This window comes from Salegentibacter salinarum, from assembly GCF_900168115.1.
GTDB classification, from domain to species: Bacteria; Bacteroidota; Bacteroidia; order Flavobacteriales; family Flavobacteriaceae; genus Salegentibacter; species Salegentibacter salinarum.
Genome location: NZ_FUZC01000006.1, coordinates 92702 through 108242, shown reverse-complemented (window position 1 = coordinate 108242; position 15541 = coordinate 92702). Strand labels below are relative to the sequence as shown.

Genomic DNA, 15541 nt, shown 5'->3' with positions numbered 1-15541 from the left:
GAATTCTAAAAAGCAATTGCAATTGAAACCAGCAGAAAATAATCACCCTATTCCCGAAGATTTTAAGGATTTTAAAACTGAGGTAAAAGTTGCCTCCCCAGGAAGAATCAATTTAATCGGAGAACATACCGATTATAACCAGGGTTTTGTTATGCCCTCGGCCATAGACAAGAAAATTTATTTTAAACTCAGGAAAAATGAGAGCAATTCATGCCGGATTTATAGTGAAACCTTTGATACCTATATAGAATTTGAACTGGGCAAAATTACAAAGAGTAAAAATTCTTGGGAGAATTATTTACTCGGTGTAATAGATGAAATTCAGAATTTCGGTAAAAAACTTCAGGGTTTTGATTGTATTATAAATAGTGAATTACCTATTGGTGCCGGGATTAGCTCATCCGCAGCGCTGGAATGCGGTTTTGCAGGTGGATTAAATTCATTATTCAGCCTAAATCTGTCACAAATGGAAATCGTAAAACTTTCCCAGCGGGCAGAAAATAATTTTGTGGGCAATAACTGCGGAATTATGGACCAGTTTGCTTCAGTAATGAGCAGAAAAAATCATTTTATAAAACTGGATTGCGAATCTTTGGAAGCAGAATTTATTCCGGCGGAAATTCAGAATTGTAAATTATTACTTTTAAACACGAATGTTTCGCATAACCTGGCTGATAGCGAATACAATACCCGCCGCCAGGAATGTGAAAGAGCGGTAGCTATTATTCAGCAAAAATATCCGCAAGTAGGATCGCTAAGACACGTAAGTTTTGAAATGCTGGAGGAATTTAAAGAAAAAATTGATCCTATAAGTTTAAAACGCTGTCGGTATGTTTTGGAAGAAAATAAACGGGTTCAGCAAACCGAAAAAGCTTTGCGTAGCGGTGATCTTAAGGAGCTGGGGAATTTAATGTATGCTTCGCATCGCGGTTTGCAGCATCAGTATGAAGTTAGCTGCACTGAGCTGGATTTCCTGGTAGATTTTTCTGAAGGCAAAAGCTTTATTTACGGTTCCCGAATGATGGGCGGTGGTTTTGGCGGTTGCACTATTAATTTAATTGAAAGCGATAAAATTGATGAATATATCGCCGAAGTGGAAAAAGTTTACCAGCAGAAATTCAATATTACCCTAACGCCAATAATTGTGGTTCCTGATGAAGGAACTCAAATTACGAAAGTTTAAAAAAGAAAAAATGAACACAGAACTGAATAAGCAACCACATAGAAGATATAATATTTTAACCGGTGAATGGATTTTGGTATCCCCGCACCGAACCAAGCGCCCGTGGCAGGGAAAAACCGAAAAAAACAACCAGGAAAAACGAGAAACTTACGATCCTTCCTGCTATTTATGTCCCGGAAATTCAAGAATGGGTGGAGAAACAAATCCGGACTACAATGGTGTTCATGCCTTTGAGAATGACTTCCCTGCCCTTCTTCCCAACGGGCCCACTGAAGATTTTGATAACGGATTATTAAAGGCCGAAAGCGAAAGCGGAATCTGCAAAGTGGTTTGTTTTTCTCCAGATCACTCCCTCACTCTTCCTTTAATGGATGTAGAAGATATTACAAAAGTGGTGGGCCTTTGGAAAAAGGAATTTGAAGAACTGGGCAGTAAAGAAAATATAAACTACGTTCAAATCTTTGAAAATAAAGGTTCGATGATGGGTTGTAGTAATCCTCATCCTCACGGACAAATTTGGTCGCAGAGATCTGTTCCTACAGAAATTTTAAAGAAATCAAAGCATTTTAAAGAGTACTGGAACAAAAATAAGAGCAGTTTACTAAGCGATTATTTAAAACAGGAACTGGAACTGGATGAGCGTATTTTAGCAAAAAACGAACATTTTGTAGCCCTGATCCCGTATTGGGCAGTTTGGCCTTACGAAGCGATGATCGTTCCTAAAAAGCACTATCAACATATTGGGCAATTAAATGCTGAAGAAGAAAAAGCATTTGCTGAAATTATTAAAAAGCTTACCATAAAATACGATAACCTTTTTGAAACTTCATTTCCGTATTCTTCCGGGATTCATCAAGCTCCGACTAATGGGGAGGAGTATTCGGAGTGGCATTTTCATATGAGTTTTTATCCGCCACTTTTAAGGTCGGCTACGGTTAAGAAATTTATGGTAGGCTACGAAATGTTTGCCGGCCCCCAACGGGACATTACCGCAGAGCAGGCAGCCGATAATTTAAAAGAACTGTCTGAGGTTCATTATTTGGAGCGGTAAAAAATTTCCTAATGGTGGTTTAGTGTCGACTATATTGTGAAAAAAGTTTTTCAAAAAGTTTATTACGACAATTTTCGATATATTATGCTTAGTTAATTTGGGACAATAGTGCATAGAAAGTTAGTAAACTACTGCAGAGTAAGCTTACAAGGCATTATTGTGAACCCTTGTTAGTTTTGAAAACAAGCCGCGGAGTATTGGAATCTCTATGATCGAGTAATTTAATTGCTCGAAATTTTAAAGAATTTTATTCAAAGTTTTTCTTCAAATGTTTCTCATACAAATTTTGGGTAACCGCTTCTTCAGTTTGTTGGCGATATTTTTTCAGAAGTTTAAAGAAGATTTCTTCTTTTTCTGCAGCTAATTTATAGGCACAATGCATTAGTTGCCTAAAATGGGGATTAAAAGCTTTTTCCTTCTGATTATGCCGCAGCATTTTTGCCATTTTTTCCCGACCGGCAGTTTGAAGATCACTGACTTCCGGAATTTTGCTTTTATCGATATCCAACACATCAGGATAAGGAGAGGTTAGTTCGTCAAAACGGTCCAGTGCTTCTTTATAAATAGAAAGTGCAAATTCAAACCCGTCTTCCCCGCTTTCGGCGATAACATTGATTTCTTCCAGCCAGGTAGTTCCCGCCGTTTTTACGTGTAAACCGGCACCGTGCTTTTTAATCAGTCGATTCATTATCGGGTAAATCGAAAATTTATCGCTGCCGCTGTGAATGCTTAGTTTTAAATCTTCAGGCAAACCAAATTCCTTCTTGGCAAAATCCAGCACCAGTAAATCTTCCTCAAATTCTTTAGCAAATTTCTCCAAATCACCTTCATAATCAATTCCTTTATTGAACCTTCCGGTAAATTTAGGAGCAATGGTATTCACCGGAATTTCATAAAAAGCAAAAGTGGCAAGCACGAAAAATAATTCTTCGGGAGTCTGCGGATTCTCCACTTCATCCATCGAAACTTCAACCACAAATTCCTCTGGCTTATTTTCTTTTATATATCGATAAACTTCCGAAGCCTTTTTAGCTGCGAATAAAAACGTATCGAGGATTTGGTTTAATTCTGCGCCAGAAATCTTGAATTCTGCAAAAATGCCAGGGATACTTACCTTCTGCTTAAATTTAGCGATGAATTTTAAAAACTCATCTTTCTCCTTTTCTGCAGCGCCTTTCCCGATATAATCGGCAACATCTATAGTAAAGAAATTACTCACCGCAAGATATTCGTCTACAATATCAAGATTAATATGATCGGCATCTACGAAATATTTTCCGGAATAATCAAGAGATTTCACCGCAGCATCGGCCTCTTCTCTAACCAAATGCGGTTTCGAATTCACTGTTTCGTGCTCCCGATGCGACTTATTCCACACGGGAGTTACTTCCACGCCATTTTCCCGGGCTTGCAGCAAAGCCTTTAGCTGAGCAACACCCTCTTTACCAAATCGATCTCCTGTTCCAAATGAATATTTTCCCAAACCTGTCATAATTCAATCTTTTTAATTAAACACTCTATTTTTATTCAGGGAGAAAGAATTTAAAAGTTGAGGACTTCTGAAATTATCTTGTTTATTAACATTTTAGTTTCTGAAATAAATTCAGAATGACGATTTTGATAACTTCCACATCTTCTTTTAGAGACCTACACGCCGCTAAAAGCACTAAATCCGCCATCTACAGGCACCACAATGCCGGTAACGAAAGACGCGGCATCACTCGCCAGCCAATTAGTTACGCCCTGTAATTCTTCAGCTTCTCCAAAACGTTTCATCGGCGTATTTGAAACGATAGTTTCTCCCCTTGCGGTTAAACTTTTGTCCTTATTTAAAAGTAGATCGCGGTTTTGCTCACCTATAAAAAATCCGGGGGCAACAGCATTTACGCGTATTCCACCTCCGTATTTTTGCGCCATTTCTACGGCAAGCCATTTCGTAAAATTATCTACCGCCGCCTTAGCCGCAGAATAACCTAAAACACGAGTTATAGCTTGTTGCGCAGCCATAGAAGAAATATTGATGATACTGCCTTTTTTTGCGTCGGCCATAGGCTTTGCAAAAACGTAAGTGGGAAGAACGGTTCCTTTAAAATTCAGGTCATTAACTTTACTGAAATCATCAAGGGAGAGATCAAAAAAGTTTTGATCGGGACCAATAGTGGCGCCTTTCATATTTCCACCTGCGCCGTTAATCAAAATATCAATAGTCCCCCATGCCTTCAAAACCTTGTCTTTGGCTTCTTCCAGGCTTTTTCTATCTAAAACATCAGCAACAAGGCTCATCGCCGTTCCACCGGCATCTTCAATCTCTTTTACACGTTTTTCAACCGTATCGGTAGATCTACCCAAAATTCCAACTTTCACACCCTGGGCAGCCAGACCGTGTGCCATTGCGCCTCCAAGCACTCCATTTCCTCCTGTAATTATTGCTGTTTTTCCGTCTAAATTGAACATAAATTATAATATTTTGATTTAACTATTTGTCTTATTGAGCGTAGTCGAGATACCGGCTTCCAGTCCACGTAATTCTGCTAAACCGCGCATTCTTCCTATTGCGGAATACCCGGGATAGAATTGTTTTTTCTGGTCGCACATCATTTCGTGACCGTGATCCGGCCGCATTGGTAAAGGTTTTCGATCGTTTTTCTGCTGAAGTTCAAAAAAGGTTCTCACCAGATCATACATTCCCGCACTGCCTTCTAAATGATTCGCTTCATAGAAATAATCTGATTTCTCGCGCTGCACCGAACGCAAATGCACAAAATGAATGCGCTCGTAATATTTTGAAATTATTTCGGTCAAATGATTCGTTGCCGAAGCTCCTAAACTCCCGCTGCAAAAGGTAAGTCCGTTAGCGGTTGAAGGAACGGTTTCAAACAAATAATCCAAATCTTCAGCATTACTTACAATTCGCGGTAAGCCAAATACCGGCCAAGGCGGGTCGTCTGGATGAATGGCCATATTCACACCACTTTGTTCGGCTACCGGAATCACTTCTTTCAAGAAATACACCAGATGCTCACGCAATCGCTCTGCGGAGATTCCATCGTAAGCGGCCAGTTCATTTTTTAATTTTTCAATAGTAAAACCCTTTTCATCACCGGGCAATGCCATTAACATACTTTGCTTTAAAACTTCCAGTTCTTCGCTGGTTTTAGCCTTAAAGCGCTGTTTCGCTTCCTTCTGAATTTCTTCTGAATAATCGCTTTCGGCATTTTCTCTTTTCAGAATGAATAAATCAAAAACTGCGAGTTCAACTTTATCATGAAGCAAGGCTGTACTGCCATCTTCCAGCTTAAACTTAACATTGGTTCGCAACCAATCCAGTACCGGCATAAAATTATAGCAAACGGTTTTTACTCCGCATTTTCCCAGATTTCTTAGGCTTATTTTATAGTTTTCGATAAACTTATCGCGTTCGGGTTTACCGCGTTTTATAGCATCGTGCAACGGCAGGCTTTCTACCACATTCCAGTGCAGCTTAAACGGATTCTTTTTATTGCTTTCTTTAAGTTCGGCAATCCTTTCTTCAATTTCTGCTACGGTCCAGACTTCACCTACCGGAATATGGTGCAAAGCAGTCACTACACCGTTGGCGCCTGCTTGCTTTATCATATCCAAACTTACCGGATCCTTTGGGCCGTACCATCGCCAACTTTGTTCAAATATCATTCTGATCTATTAATTTTTTGGTCAATTCTTAAGTTACGAAGCTTCTAGGGTCTTTATGTGAAATTTATTCTAAAAAGTCTTCGCGAAGCGGACTAAAAACGTCGATTAACATTCCAACTTCCAGGCACTTTACGCCATGTTTTAAGTTAGGCTGTACTAAAAAGCCATCCCCGGCTTTCAGTATTTCCTTTTTCCCGTCAATAACGACCTCAAATTTACCTGCCGCCACATAAGTGCTTTGTGAATGAAAATGGCTATGCTCATAACCAATGGCACCTTCTTCAAATTTCACTTTTACCTGCATAATTTGAGAGTTATGATTCACTAATTGCCGTTGAATACCTTTGTCCACGGCTTTCCATCTGTTTTCCGCTTCTTTGAAATAGATATTTTTTGAACTCATTTTCGTCATTTTCTACTCTTTTTTTGAAAAAACTTCCTTTTGCTTAACTTCCTTTTTGATGTAATTGGCAAGGGCCAAATCCTGTGCTGCAATCTCCTGAAGTGCCAAAGTAGCTACTAAAAGTGCCCCTTTTCTGGATAAATGGGTGTCATCTTCTTTGCCATTTTCGTAATAATCTTGCGCTCCGGGCTCGAAATGAAGGTGCAAACTTTTAGAATCTTTCACACCATAAAACATTTCCAGTTTTTCAGTAGCTCTTTGTAAATCTACAAACGGAACTTCCAGGTCATCGGCCACCATTCGAACAACCAATGGGTATTCTCCGTGGGTATCAACCAAAGTACCGTGTTCATTAAAATTACGCCTCACTATAGAGCTGAAAAGCACAGGATTAGCTCCTTTTTCTCTCGCCTCGTTTACAAACCGCTCCAGATTGCTTCGGTAACCCGTAAACGGATTGGTAAACCGGCTTGGGGCTTTATATTTCTGGTCATTATGTCCAAACTGAATAAATACATAATCCCCGGCCCGTAACTTTTCCAATACCGTTTGCCATCTGCCTTCTTCTATAAAGCTTTTTGTACTTCTGCCATTTTTAGCGTGATTTTCAACTTTAATTTTATCGGTTAAAAGCTCGGGCAACACCTGCCCCCAACCATGTTCCGGATTATGTTCCGGGTCTTTTTTATCAGACATTGTGGAATCACCAATAAGGTAAAGATTAAGTTCCTGTGCTTGCAAACTTATGCAGCCGAAAGCAAGACATATAAACAAAAATATATTTCTGAAGGTTTTCATTTTTAATATTGATTTTTATTGCAAAAATGAGAAATCACTCCGCTGGATTCCAGGAGTCCTCACTTTTAAAAATTTTTTCAGTGGTGTATTTTTTAACCTCTGCTTTAGTAAGTTGTTTTGACCATTTAATCCTATGAGAAATGTCAGCACCGGGACCTGAATTATTATATTCAGCATAAAATGTAGTCTTCTGCTTGTCGGGGAACATCTCGTCACCGTGCCAGGGATCCCAGCCTTCAGGCAGGATATGTTCTCCAAATTCAGAATTAATAAAAACGGTTTTAGCAAAGGGACGCCAGGGTCTTCCCAGGTAAACTTCATTCACATCATCATCTGCAATAAGTTTACAGTCTAAAAATACAAATCCGAAATCCTGATTTTGGGTTGTTGCTGCGGCTGTAATATAAGAATTACGCAAACTTTTAATAGTACATTCTTCAAACAAGGCCGTAGCCTGCCCGAATATAAAGTCGGTTGTCCCTTCAATATAGCAGTTTTTATAATACTGCCGGCTGCTTCCGGTTGCGGCATAAATAGTATCCTGGCAACCTAAAATATTTACATTTTCGCTTATAAATTTATCGCCTTGTACGTGTAAAGCAACCGCCTGACCTTCTCCACAAGAGTTGTTTTTTACAGTAAGGTTTTCAATTTCAATTTCATCTCCTGAAACCAGAAGCGTGTACGAAGTAAATGTAGAAAGGGTTTTCCCGTTTATACTGTCTTTTTTTCCGGAAAAATCATTATTAGCAATAATGGTTTTATCACGATCTTCTCCAATTAAACGAAGTTTATGCTTCCAGGATGGAATTTTTAGTTTCTCGTTATACATTCCATTTTTAATATGAATTTCAACAAAACCAGGTCCTAAATCACGAGTAGAATTAATAGCTTGCTGAATTTTGGTAAAATCACCTGTTCCGCTTTTATCTACCGTTATTGACCAGTAAACTTCCTCAGTACTCTGAGCTGATAAATTAGAAATAAGAAAAAAGAGTGGAATGAATATTAGTTTTTTTACGTTCATTTTATTTAATGGGTTTAAAACTGAAGTAAGCCAGTTTAAAAAAATGGCATTAGGGTATGCTCAACTTAATATGCAGATACCTGCACACCCCAATACCATAGTCACACACTGTAAACCACTTAATATCTGCATGAAAAAACTAACTAACTAACTAACTAAACTTAAAATCTTTTACTCATTTGTTATCTGCTTCCCGTTAATGCTTGTATTCTTAAATACAATAGGGTCAGCATTTTCTATGGATAATGGAGTTTCTGTTTTTTTAATGGTTACATTGGTTAAATGAATTCCCGTTACAGGAGATTCTTCCCGTCCCCTAATCAAAATACCATATTCACCGCCGTTCTCAACATCTACATTTTCCAGGAATATATTTCTTATTACCGGCATATGTTCTCCTTCCTGATTATCGTAAATAGCATAATGGGTATTGATTTTTAAGACTGCTTCTTTTACCTGCCCCACTTTTAAATTTTTTACATAAATATTTTCAATAGTTCCACCCCGACGAGTATTGGTCTTTATTCTGATTGCCCTGTCCAGGTTGGGGCTATTCATTTCACAGTTTCTAACATATACATTGCGAACACCTCCAGATATTTCACTTCCCATAACCACACCCCCGTGGCCATCTTTCATCACACAATCTTCCACTACAATATTTTCACTGCTTATGCCAACACGTCTACCGTCATTATCCCTTCCAGATTTAATAGCAATACAATCATCTCCGGTATCAAAAAGGCAATTTTTAATGTGAACGTTCTGACTGTATTCTGGGTTACACCCATCATTATTGGGTCCGTGACTTTCCACAGTTACGCCATCTACCGTAACATTATTAGATTTTGTGGGATGCATTACCCAGAATGGCGCATTAACGAACTTTACATCTTTTATCAATACATTTTCACACTCAAAAGGTTCAAAAAATGGAACCCTAAATTGGTGTCCTTCTCCAAAAATTCGTTCTTCTACTGCAACGCCGTCTTCTACCATTTTACTCAAGCGAGGTAAATTATGTTCATCACGCTGATGTGGTTCACCTTCTGTATGCCCGTAACGCTCTGCGCCACTCCAGGGCCACCAATTTTCATTATCGGCCTGGCCGTCAAAAACTCCCTTTCCGGTTACCGCAATATTTTTCTGTTTATAAGCATAGATCATAGGAGAATAGCTCATAAATTCCATTCCTTCATATGAAGTATGTACTACGGGCAAGTAAGCCTTTTTATCTTTTGTAAATAGAATTTCTGTGTTTTCTTCAATATGAAAATTTACATTGCTTTTTAAATGAATAGGACCCGTAAGATACTCCCCCTCAGGAACTAAAACCTTTCCTCCGCCCGATTCTGAACATGCGGTAATCGCATCGGCAAAAGCTTCTGTATTATTTGTCTCTCCGTCGGCTACCGCTCCAAAATCTCTTACATTAAAAACAGTATCCTTGAATTGAGGCACCTTAATATTTTCAATAATTTCGTCAGCATTTTTCCAGGCATTTTCAGACTCACTTATTTCCGAATCTTTAGAAGTTTCAGCTTTATCCTCGGTTTTGTTCTTACAGGAAAACACCATTATCCCTATTAGGATTAAAAGAAAAACCTTTAAACTACTTTTATTGTTCACAGTCATAATTAGATTGATAAATATATTTGTAATCGATTACACTAAAGTATAAAATAAATAACAAACCCCCTAAAAAGATCGATAAATTATTAATTTTTAATCCTCATTGGATAAAAATCTTGGAATTTATCGAGAACAAATTATGAACTTAAGATTAAAAACCTGCAATTGGAATCGATTACTTTAATTACGTCCGTATAATTTCAATTCTTAGAAATTAATTTATCAAAAATAATAGACTATTAAAGTTTTTAATTACATTCTTCGTAATTGAAAGCCATTTTTAAGCTTTTTTTATATTTTTGCAATGCAACAAATTGCACAGTTTAATTTTCTCCTATTTATTACTATGAAAGATAAAGTAACCATTTACGATATTTCGAAAAAGCTAAATATTAGTGCTGCAACGGTTTCCCGCGCCTTAAATAATAACACAAAAATAAGTTTAAGTACACGGGAATTGGTTTTGAAAACCGCTAAAGAAATGAATTACAAACAAAATCGTTTAGCACAGGCTTTAAAAAGCGGTAAGAGTAATAATGTGGGTGTTATTGTACCTTATATAAATCGTAGTTTTTTCTCATCAGTAATTAGGGGGATTGAAGAGGAACTTACTCCCCACGGATATCACGTAATTATTTGCCAAACTCACGAAAATTATAAAAATGAAATTGAACAAATTAATACCCTAATCAATACTCAAATAGATGGTATTTTTATGTCGGTTTCAAAAACTACTATAAACACTGAGCATATTGAAAAAGCTTTAGCAGAAGGGACTCCTTTAGTATTTTTTGACCGTAAAAAAGAGGTTCCAGGAGTGAGTTCTGTAATAATTGATGATTTTAAAGCCGGTTACCTGGCAACACAGCAACTTATTGGGCAGGGCTGCAAGAGAATTGCACATTTATCTGGGGATCTAAACCTTGAAATATATAAAAACAGGCACGATGGTTACACTAAAGCCTTAGAAGACAATAATCTGGAAGTTGATTCTAATTATATAATAAAAACCAATAGTAAAATAGAATCGGGAGCATCTGCAATTGAAGAATTATGGAAATTAAAGAAAAAACCAGATGCCATTTTTTCGGCAAGTGATTATACCGCTTTAGGTGCCATTCAGGAGCTAAAAAAAATGGGACTTAAAATTCCGAAAGATATATGCGTTACCGGTTTTAGTAATGAACCTTTTACTAAATATATGGAACTTCCAATAAGTACCGTAGATCAAACACCCCAGACAATGGGAAAAATTGCTGCTCAGGTTTTTTTGGAACAAATGGGCGAAAACAAGAAAGTTAGTATTGAAAAGAAAGTTGTACTCACCCCGGAACTTATTATAAGAGAGTCTTCTAACCGAAGCATCAAACCAGTTTCTGCTTAATTTTAAGGAAGGCCATTTTTGCAATTATCAAATCGAACTGATTGGGGTTTAAAAAACCGGAGTAAATTAACCTGAAAAAAGATTTCTTAGAAGTTTTGTATTGCTACCTCAATTCCCTTTTTTTCTGCAGAAACGTAAGCAGAATAAATAGTTGAAATTACATTTGCTGCGAGACTGCTATCACTTTCAATTGCTTCTCCAAATACTAAAGACCTGTAAAACGCTTCCATTTCGTGTTGATAACCATTAAACCAGGCTTCATCGGGTGAAATATTGCTCCAGCCCTGTTTCGTTCCGGTTTTTTCTACCACATAAATATCCTTAAAGTTATCCTCATCGGGATTGTAGGTTTGCATCGCATTATTTGGTGTGAGATTGCAAATTGTGCGGTGATCGTTGGCGTGAACTTCAAGATAATTTTTCACTCCGCCGTGCAACAATTCACTCGCAACAATATCGGCTACGCTGCCGTCTTCAAAAACGATATGCGTAAAAGCATAATCTTCCACATCGGTATAGGAATCGCGCAAATGACCTTTATTTTTGAAATTTTCCAGGCGGGTTATGGCGTGGGTCCTGCAGGTCACCGATTTTGGTCGAATTGGTTTCTCGTTATGTACTTTTCCCTCAACCGCTTTTAAATATAGAGCACCGGCTAAGGGGTGACAACCTTTTCCCATGAGGGAACCACCACCCGACAAGTGCCATTTTCCGTAATCCTGGGAATGGGAACCAGCATGGGATTGTTGAGCCTGGATCCAGTGAATCTGTCCTCCGGTTTTTTCAAGAATTTCTCTTTCCTTCTGAATAGCTGGCGCATAAATCCAGTTTTCAGCGTACATTACACGTCCTTTACTTTTTTTCTCAGCTTCAAGAATACGGCTAATACTTTCTAAAGCTTTTTTAAGTCCGGTTTCTTTTGAAAATCATCTCCGGAAAAATCTGTTTCCCCTTCCCCAAAATAGCCTGTAAGTGGTTTCTCAATGATAATATCCTTATCCAGTTTCAGCACTTCAACAGCAATATTCTCGTGAGTAACAGGAGGTGTACAGAGATGAATAATATCTGAAGCCCGAATAAGCTCTGGAAGAGAAGAGAAGGATTTCAAACCTCTTTCTTTAGAAAAAGATTTAGATCTCGAGGGGGTTTTGGAGTACACACCTACTACTTCCACATCACAACTAAAGACTCGTTGAATGGCATCGAAATGGAATTTTGCGGCAAAACCCGAGCCTATAATTCCAGCTTTTATAGCTTTTTTTCGTACCATACAATATATTTAATCTATAAAGAAACCCCGCGCTTCCACGGAATAAAATCGTCCTGATTTAATTGATCGGCTTTAGATTCTACTTCACCGCTGGCAACCTGAATAATAAATTCCAGTATCTCTTCACCCATTTCCTCTATAGTCTTTTCTCCTCGAATTACACCTCCGGAATCAATATCGATAATGTCGGGCATAGTTCTCGCCAAGGTAGAATTGGATGAAACTTTTATTACCGGCGCAACAGGATTGCCTGTTGGAGTTCCTAAACCGGTGGTAAAAACCACAACGCTTGCCCCGGCACCCACCATAGCAGTAGTACTTTCCACATCATTACCTGGAGTGTTTAATAGATTTAGGCCCGGTTTTGTAACATAATCTCCATAATCCAGTACATCTTCAATTGGAGAAGTACCGCCCTTCTTTGCGGCACCGGCCGATTTCATGGCATCTGTAATTAATCCATCTTTTATATTGCCGGGAGACGGGTTCATATCAAAACCAGAACCTGAAGCTATTGCGGCTTTTTCATAAGCTCTGGTAAGTTCAATAAAACGTTCGGCAGTTTCATCGGAAACGCAACGATTAACCAGTTCCTGTTCAATTCCGCATAATTCAGGAAATTCAGAGAGAATAGGTGAGCCTTTTAAGGCTGCTAAAAGATCTGAAGCATAACCTAATGCCGGATTTGCCGAAATCCCTGAAAAACCATCTGAACCCCCACATTCCAATCCTAATTTTATTTTAGAAAGTGGTGCGGGTTTTCTTTTAATTTCATTCGCTTTTTTAATTCCATCAAAGGATTCTTTTATAATAGTATCCATCATCTCCTCTACCGTACCCATTTGTTGTTGCTCATAAATAAGTACCGGTTTCTGAATATCTGGATTAATCCTTTTTAATGCATTTTTAAAAATATCAATTTGCAAATTCTGGCAACCCAAACTAAGAACGGTCGCTCCTGCAACATTTGGATTATTCACATAACCTGATAATAATCTCGCCAAAGAGGCACTATCCTGCCTAATGCCACCGCAACCACCTTGATGGGTAATAAACTTTACTTCTATATTATCAAAAATTGCACTTTCTTCCGGTTCGGTATCTATCATAACATCAGAATCTTCACCGTGAATTAACTTGCGAAGCAACAATCTTTGCCGGGAGGATTTATGAAAAGACAATTCATTTTCAAAAACATCCTTTAGCTTTTCAATATTCTTATTTTCGCAAAAAACCAGGGGAAAAAACAGCCAAACATTTTTGGTTCCCACCTGCCCGTCTGGACGGTGATACCCGTTAAAGGTTCTGTTTTTCCATTTAGAAATATCTGGAGCATCCCAGGAAGTAACTTCTGTTTTTTTATAAGCCTGATTGCTTTCGTGTTTTACATTATTTACTGTAAGAACCTCACCTCTTTTAATAGGTTTCATCGCTTTACCTACCAAGACTCCATACATAAATATTTTATCTCCCTCAACAAGATCTACCATACTAAATTTATGCTTGGCCTTAGTATCTGTCACCAATTTCACCTCATCGGCTTCAACCTGAACTACATTATCTTTCCAGACATCTATTAAGGCAACGGCCACATTATCTTGAGGATGAACTTTTATTGCTTTCTTTTCCATATTACCTTCTTTTACTACTGTACTCTTAATTCTTCAGAAAAAATTAAAAAACCTTCTTCAATTCCTTTATTTTCAATTAATTCAAGAGCATAAGCTATATTCTTTTTAAAACCCGGGATTTCAGTTAAATCTTCCCCCCAATATTCTTTTTTCTGAAGAACATCTCTGGCAATATCTTTATAACTATTTTGTTCCCATACTCTTTGAAAGAAATCGGTAATTTGGGCATCGTCTTTTACCGGAAGTAATTTACCTTCCCATTGGCCACGATAAAATATTATTAAACAAGCCATCGCATAAGTGAGTCGCAAGGGCAATTCGTTATTTTTCCTTTGATAAGCGAGTAGGCTTGGTAAAACCCGTACTTTAAATTTTGAAATTGAATTAAGTGCTATACTCGTAAGTTGATGTTTAATGAACGGGTTTCGAAAACGATCAAAAACTTCACTGGCAAAAGTTTCCAGTTCTTCTTTTCTTAAAGAAAGCGTGGAATTTATTTCCTCAAAAACAGCTTCTTTAATAAACTCGCCGGTAAAACTATTATCTATAGTTTCTTTAACCGTTTCGTTGCCATAGAGCAATGAAAAAGGTACCATAGTAGTATGTGCACCGTTTAAGATTCTAACCTTTCGTGTTCTATAAGGTTGCATATCTTCTACAACCAGAATATTTTCATCTATTTTATCAAAAGGGATTTTTTGTTTTAATTCTTTCCCTCCTTCAATTACCCAAAGTAGAAATACTTCAGCTGTCACCACAAGTTTATCTTCAAACTCAAGTTCTTTTTGATAATTTTCAATATCATCTTTTGGGTACCCAGGAACTATGCGATCTACAAGCGTGTTATGAAAACTATTTGCCTGATCTAGCCAATCTTTGAATTCCTTTTCTAAATTCCATAATTCGGCATATTTAAGGATAATTTCTTTTAATGTATCTGCATTATGGTTGATAAGCTCACATGGGATTATGTTAAGTCCTTTCTGGTTATCCCCGTTAAAATGCTGAAAACGTTTGTATAGTATGGCTGTTAGTTTGGCCGGAAAACTGTTATGAGGCACTCCCTCTAAAGTATCTTTCTCATCAAAAGAAATTCCTGCCTCAGTAGTATTGGAGATTACAAACTGCAATTGCTCTTCTTCTGCGAGTGCCATATATTGCGCATAATTTTCATAAGGATTAATACCTTTCTGAATACAGGAAATAGTGCGCTGTTCCTGAATTTGCTTTCCGTTTTTAATTCCACGCATAAAAAGATTATACAAGCCATCCTGCTCGTTTAGCATAGAAACCATTCCTGAAGCAATAGGTTGTACCACCGCCACACCGGCATTAAAATTGGCCTGCTCATTAAGCTTATCGATCACATAATCTACAAAAGCGCGTAGAAAATTTCCTTCGCCAAACTGAACCACTTTTATCGGTAGCTCTTTATTAATACCTGTATTCTCTCTATTTAGTCTTTTCATATAATTAAATTTTCGGAATTA

14 protein-coding genes are annotated in these 15541 nt (G+C 37.7%); 3 read left to right on the top strand and 11 right to left on the bottom strand.

Annotated elements, in window-relative coordinates; translation table 11 throughout:
- Positions 1 to 22 precede the first annotated feature (22 nt).
- Together galK and B5X53_RS08945 are read left to right on the top strand one after the other, a co-directional pair.
- Positions 23 to 1183, top strand: a complete 1161-nt coding sequence (gene galK, locus B5X53_RS08950) for a galactokinase (protein ID WP_079713017.1) — start codon at positions 23 to 25, stop codon at positions 1181 to 1183.
- Positions 1184 to 1193: 10 nt separating this feature from the next.
- Entirely contained in the window at positions 1194 to 2234 is a 1041-nt protein-coding gene (locus tag B5X53_RS08945) for a UDP-glucose--hexose-1-phosphate uridylyltransferase (protein WP_079713016.1), read from the top strand.
- Positions 2235 to 2481: 247 nt separating this feature from the next.
- On the opposite strand, the gene B5X53_RS08940 is transcribed toward B5X53_RS08945, so the two are convergent.
- From B5X53_RS08940 to B5X53_RS08910, 7 genes are all read right to left on the bottom strand, one after another.
- Positions 2482 to 3726: a tagaturonate epimerase family protein gene (locus tag B5X53_RS08940; RefSeq protein ID WP_079712902.1), complete on the bottom strand. Its 1245-nt coding sequence runs from the start codon at positions 3724 to 3726 to the stop codon at positions 2482 to 2484.
- A gap of 155 nt (positions 3727 to 3881) precedes the next feature.
- Complete coding sequence (locus tag B5X53_RS08935; RefSeq protein ID WP_079712901.1) at positions 3882 to 4688, bottom strand: SDR family oxidoreductase; 807 nt, start codon at positions 4686 to 4688, stop codon at positions 3882 to 3884.
- 18 nt (positions 4689 to 4706) lie between these two features.
- Positions 4707 to 5906 carry a mannonate dehydratase gene (uxuA, locus tag B5X53_RS08930; RefSeq protein ID WP_079712900.1) on the bottom strand — a complete coding sequence of 400 codons (1200 nt, stop codon included), beginning with the start codon at positions 5904 to 5906 and terminating at the stop codon, positions 4707 to 4709.
- 64 nt (positions 5907 to 5970) lie between these two features.
- Positions 5971 to 6318, bottom strand: a complete 348-nt coding sequence (locus tag B5X53_RS08925) for a cupin domain-containing protein (protein ID WP_079712899.1) — start codon at positions 6316 to 6318, stop codon at positions 5971 to 5973.
- Positions 6319 to 6321: 3 nt separating this feature from the next.
- Positions 6322 to 7107, bottom strand: coding sequence for a rhamnogalacturonan acetylesterase (locus tag B5X53_RS08920; protein ID WP_079712898.1), 786 nt, complete (start codon positions 7105 to 7107; stop codon positions 6322 to 6324).
- 34 nt (positions 7108 to 7141) lie between these two features.
- Positions 7142 to 8134: a pectinesterase family protein gene (locus tag B5X53_RS08915; protein ID WP_079712897.1), complete on the bottom strand. Its 993-nt coding sequence runs from the start codon at positions 8132 to 8134 to the stop codon at positions 7142 to 7144.
- Between the two features lie 171 nt (positions 8135 to 8305).
- Positions 8306 to 9769: a glycoside hydrolase family 28 protein gene (locus B5X53_RS08910; protein WP_079712896.1), complete on the bottom strand. Its 1464-nt coding sequence runs from the start codon at positions 9767 to 9769 to the stop codon at positions 8306 to 8308.
- Between the two features lie 343 nt (positions 9770 to 10112).
- Between B5X53_RS08910 and B5X53_RS08905 the strand changes: the two genes are divergently transcribed.
- Positions 10113 to 11150: a LacI family DNA-binding transcriptional regulator gene (locus B5X53_RS08905; protein WP_079713015.1), complete on the top strand. Its 1038-nt coding sequence runs from the start codon at positions 10113 to 10115 to the stop codon at positions 11148 to 11150.
- An 86-nt stretch (positions 11151 to 11236) separates the two neighbouring features.
- On the opposite strand, the gene B5X53_RS19165 is transcribed toward B5X53_RS08905, so the two are convergent.
- Genes B5X53_RS19165 through B5X53_RS08890 form a run of 4 tightly spaced genes read right to left on the bottom strand, consistent with a single transcriptional unit; the run spans position 11237 to position 15520 of the window.
- Positions 11237 to 11992, bottom strand: coding sequence for a Gfo/Idh/MocA family protein (locus B5X53_RS19165; RefSeq protein WP_198550777.1), 756 nt, complete (start codon positions 11990 to 11992; stop codon positions 11237 to 11239).
- Between the two features lie 50 nt (positions 11993 to 12042).
- The gene (locus B5X53_RS19160; RefSeq protein WP_198550776.1) at positions 12043 to 12420 is read right to left on the bottom strand and encodes a Gfo/Idh/MocA family protein; all 378 of its coding nucleotides are present in this window, start codon (positions 12418 to 12420) and stop codon (positions 12043 to 12045) included.
- A 14-nt stretch (positions 12421 to 12434) separates the two neighbouring features.
- A complete protein-coding gene (locus B5X53_RS08895; RefSeq protein ID WP_079712895.1) occupies positions 12435 to 14051 on the bottom strand; it encodes a UxaA family hydrolase in 1617 nt (538 codons plus the stop codon).
- 14 nt (positions 14052 to 14065) lie between these two features.
- The gene (locus tag B5X53_RS08890; RefSeq protein WP_079712894.1) at positions 14066 to 15520 is read right to left on the bottom strand and encodes a tagaturonate reductase; all 1455 of its coding nucleotides are present in this window, start codon (positions 15518 to 15520) and stop codon (positions 14066 to 14068) included.
- Between the last annotated feature and the right edge of the window lie 21 nt (positions 15521 to 15541).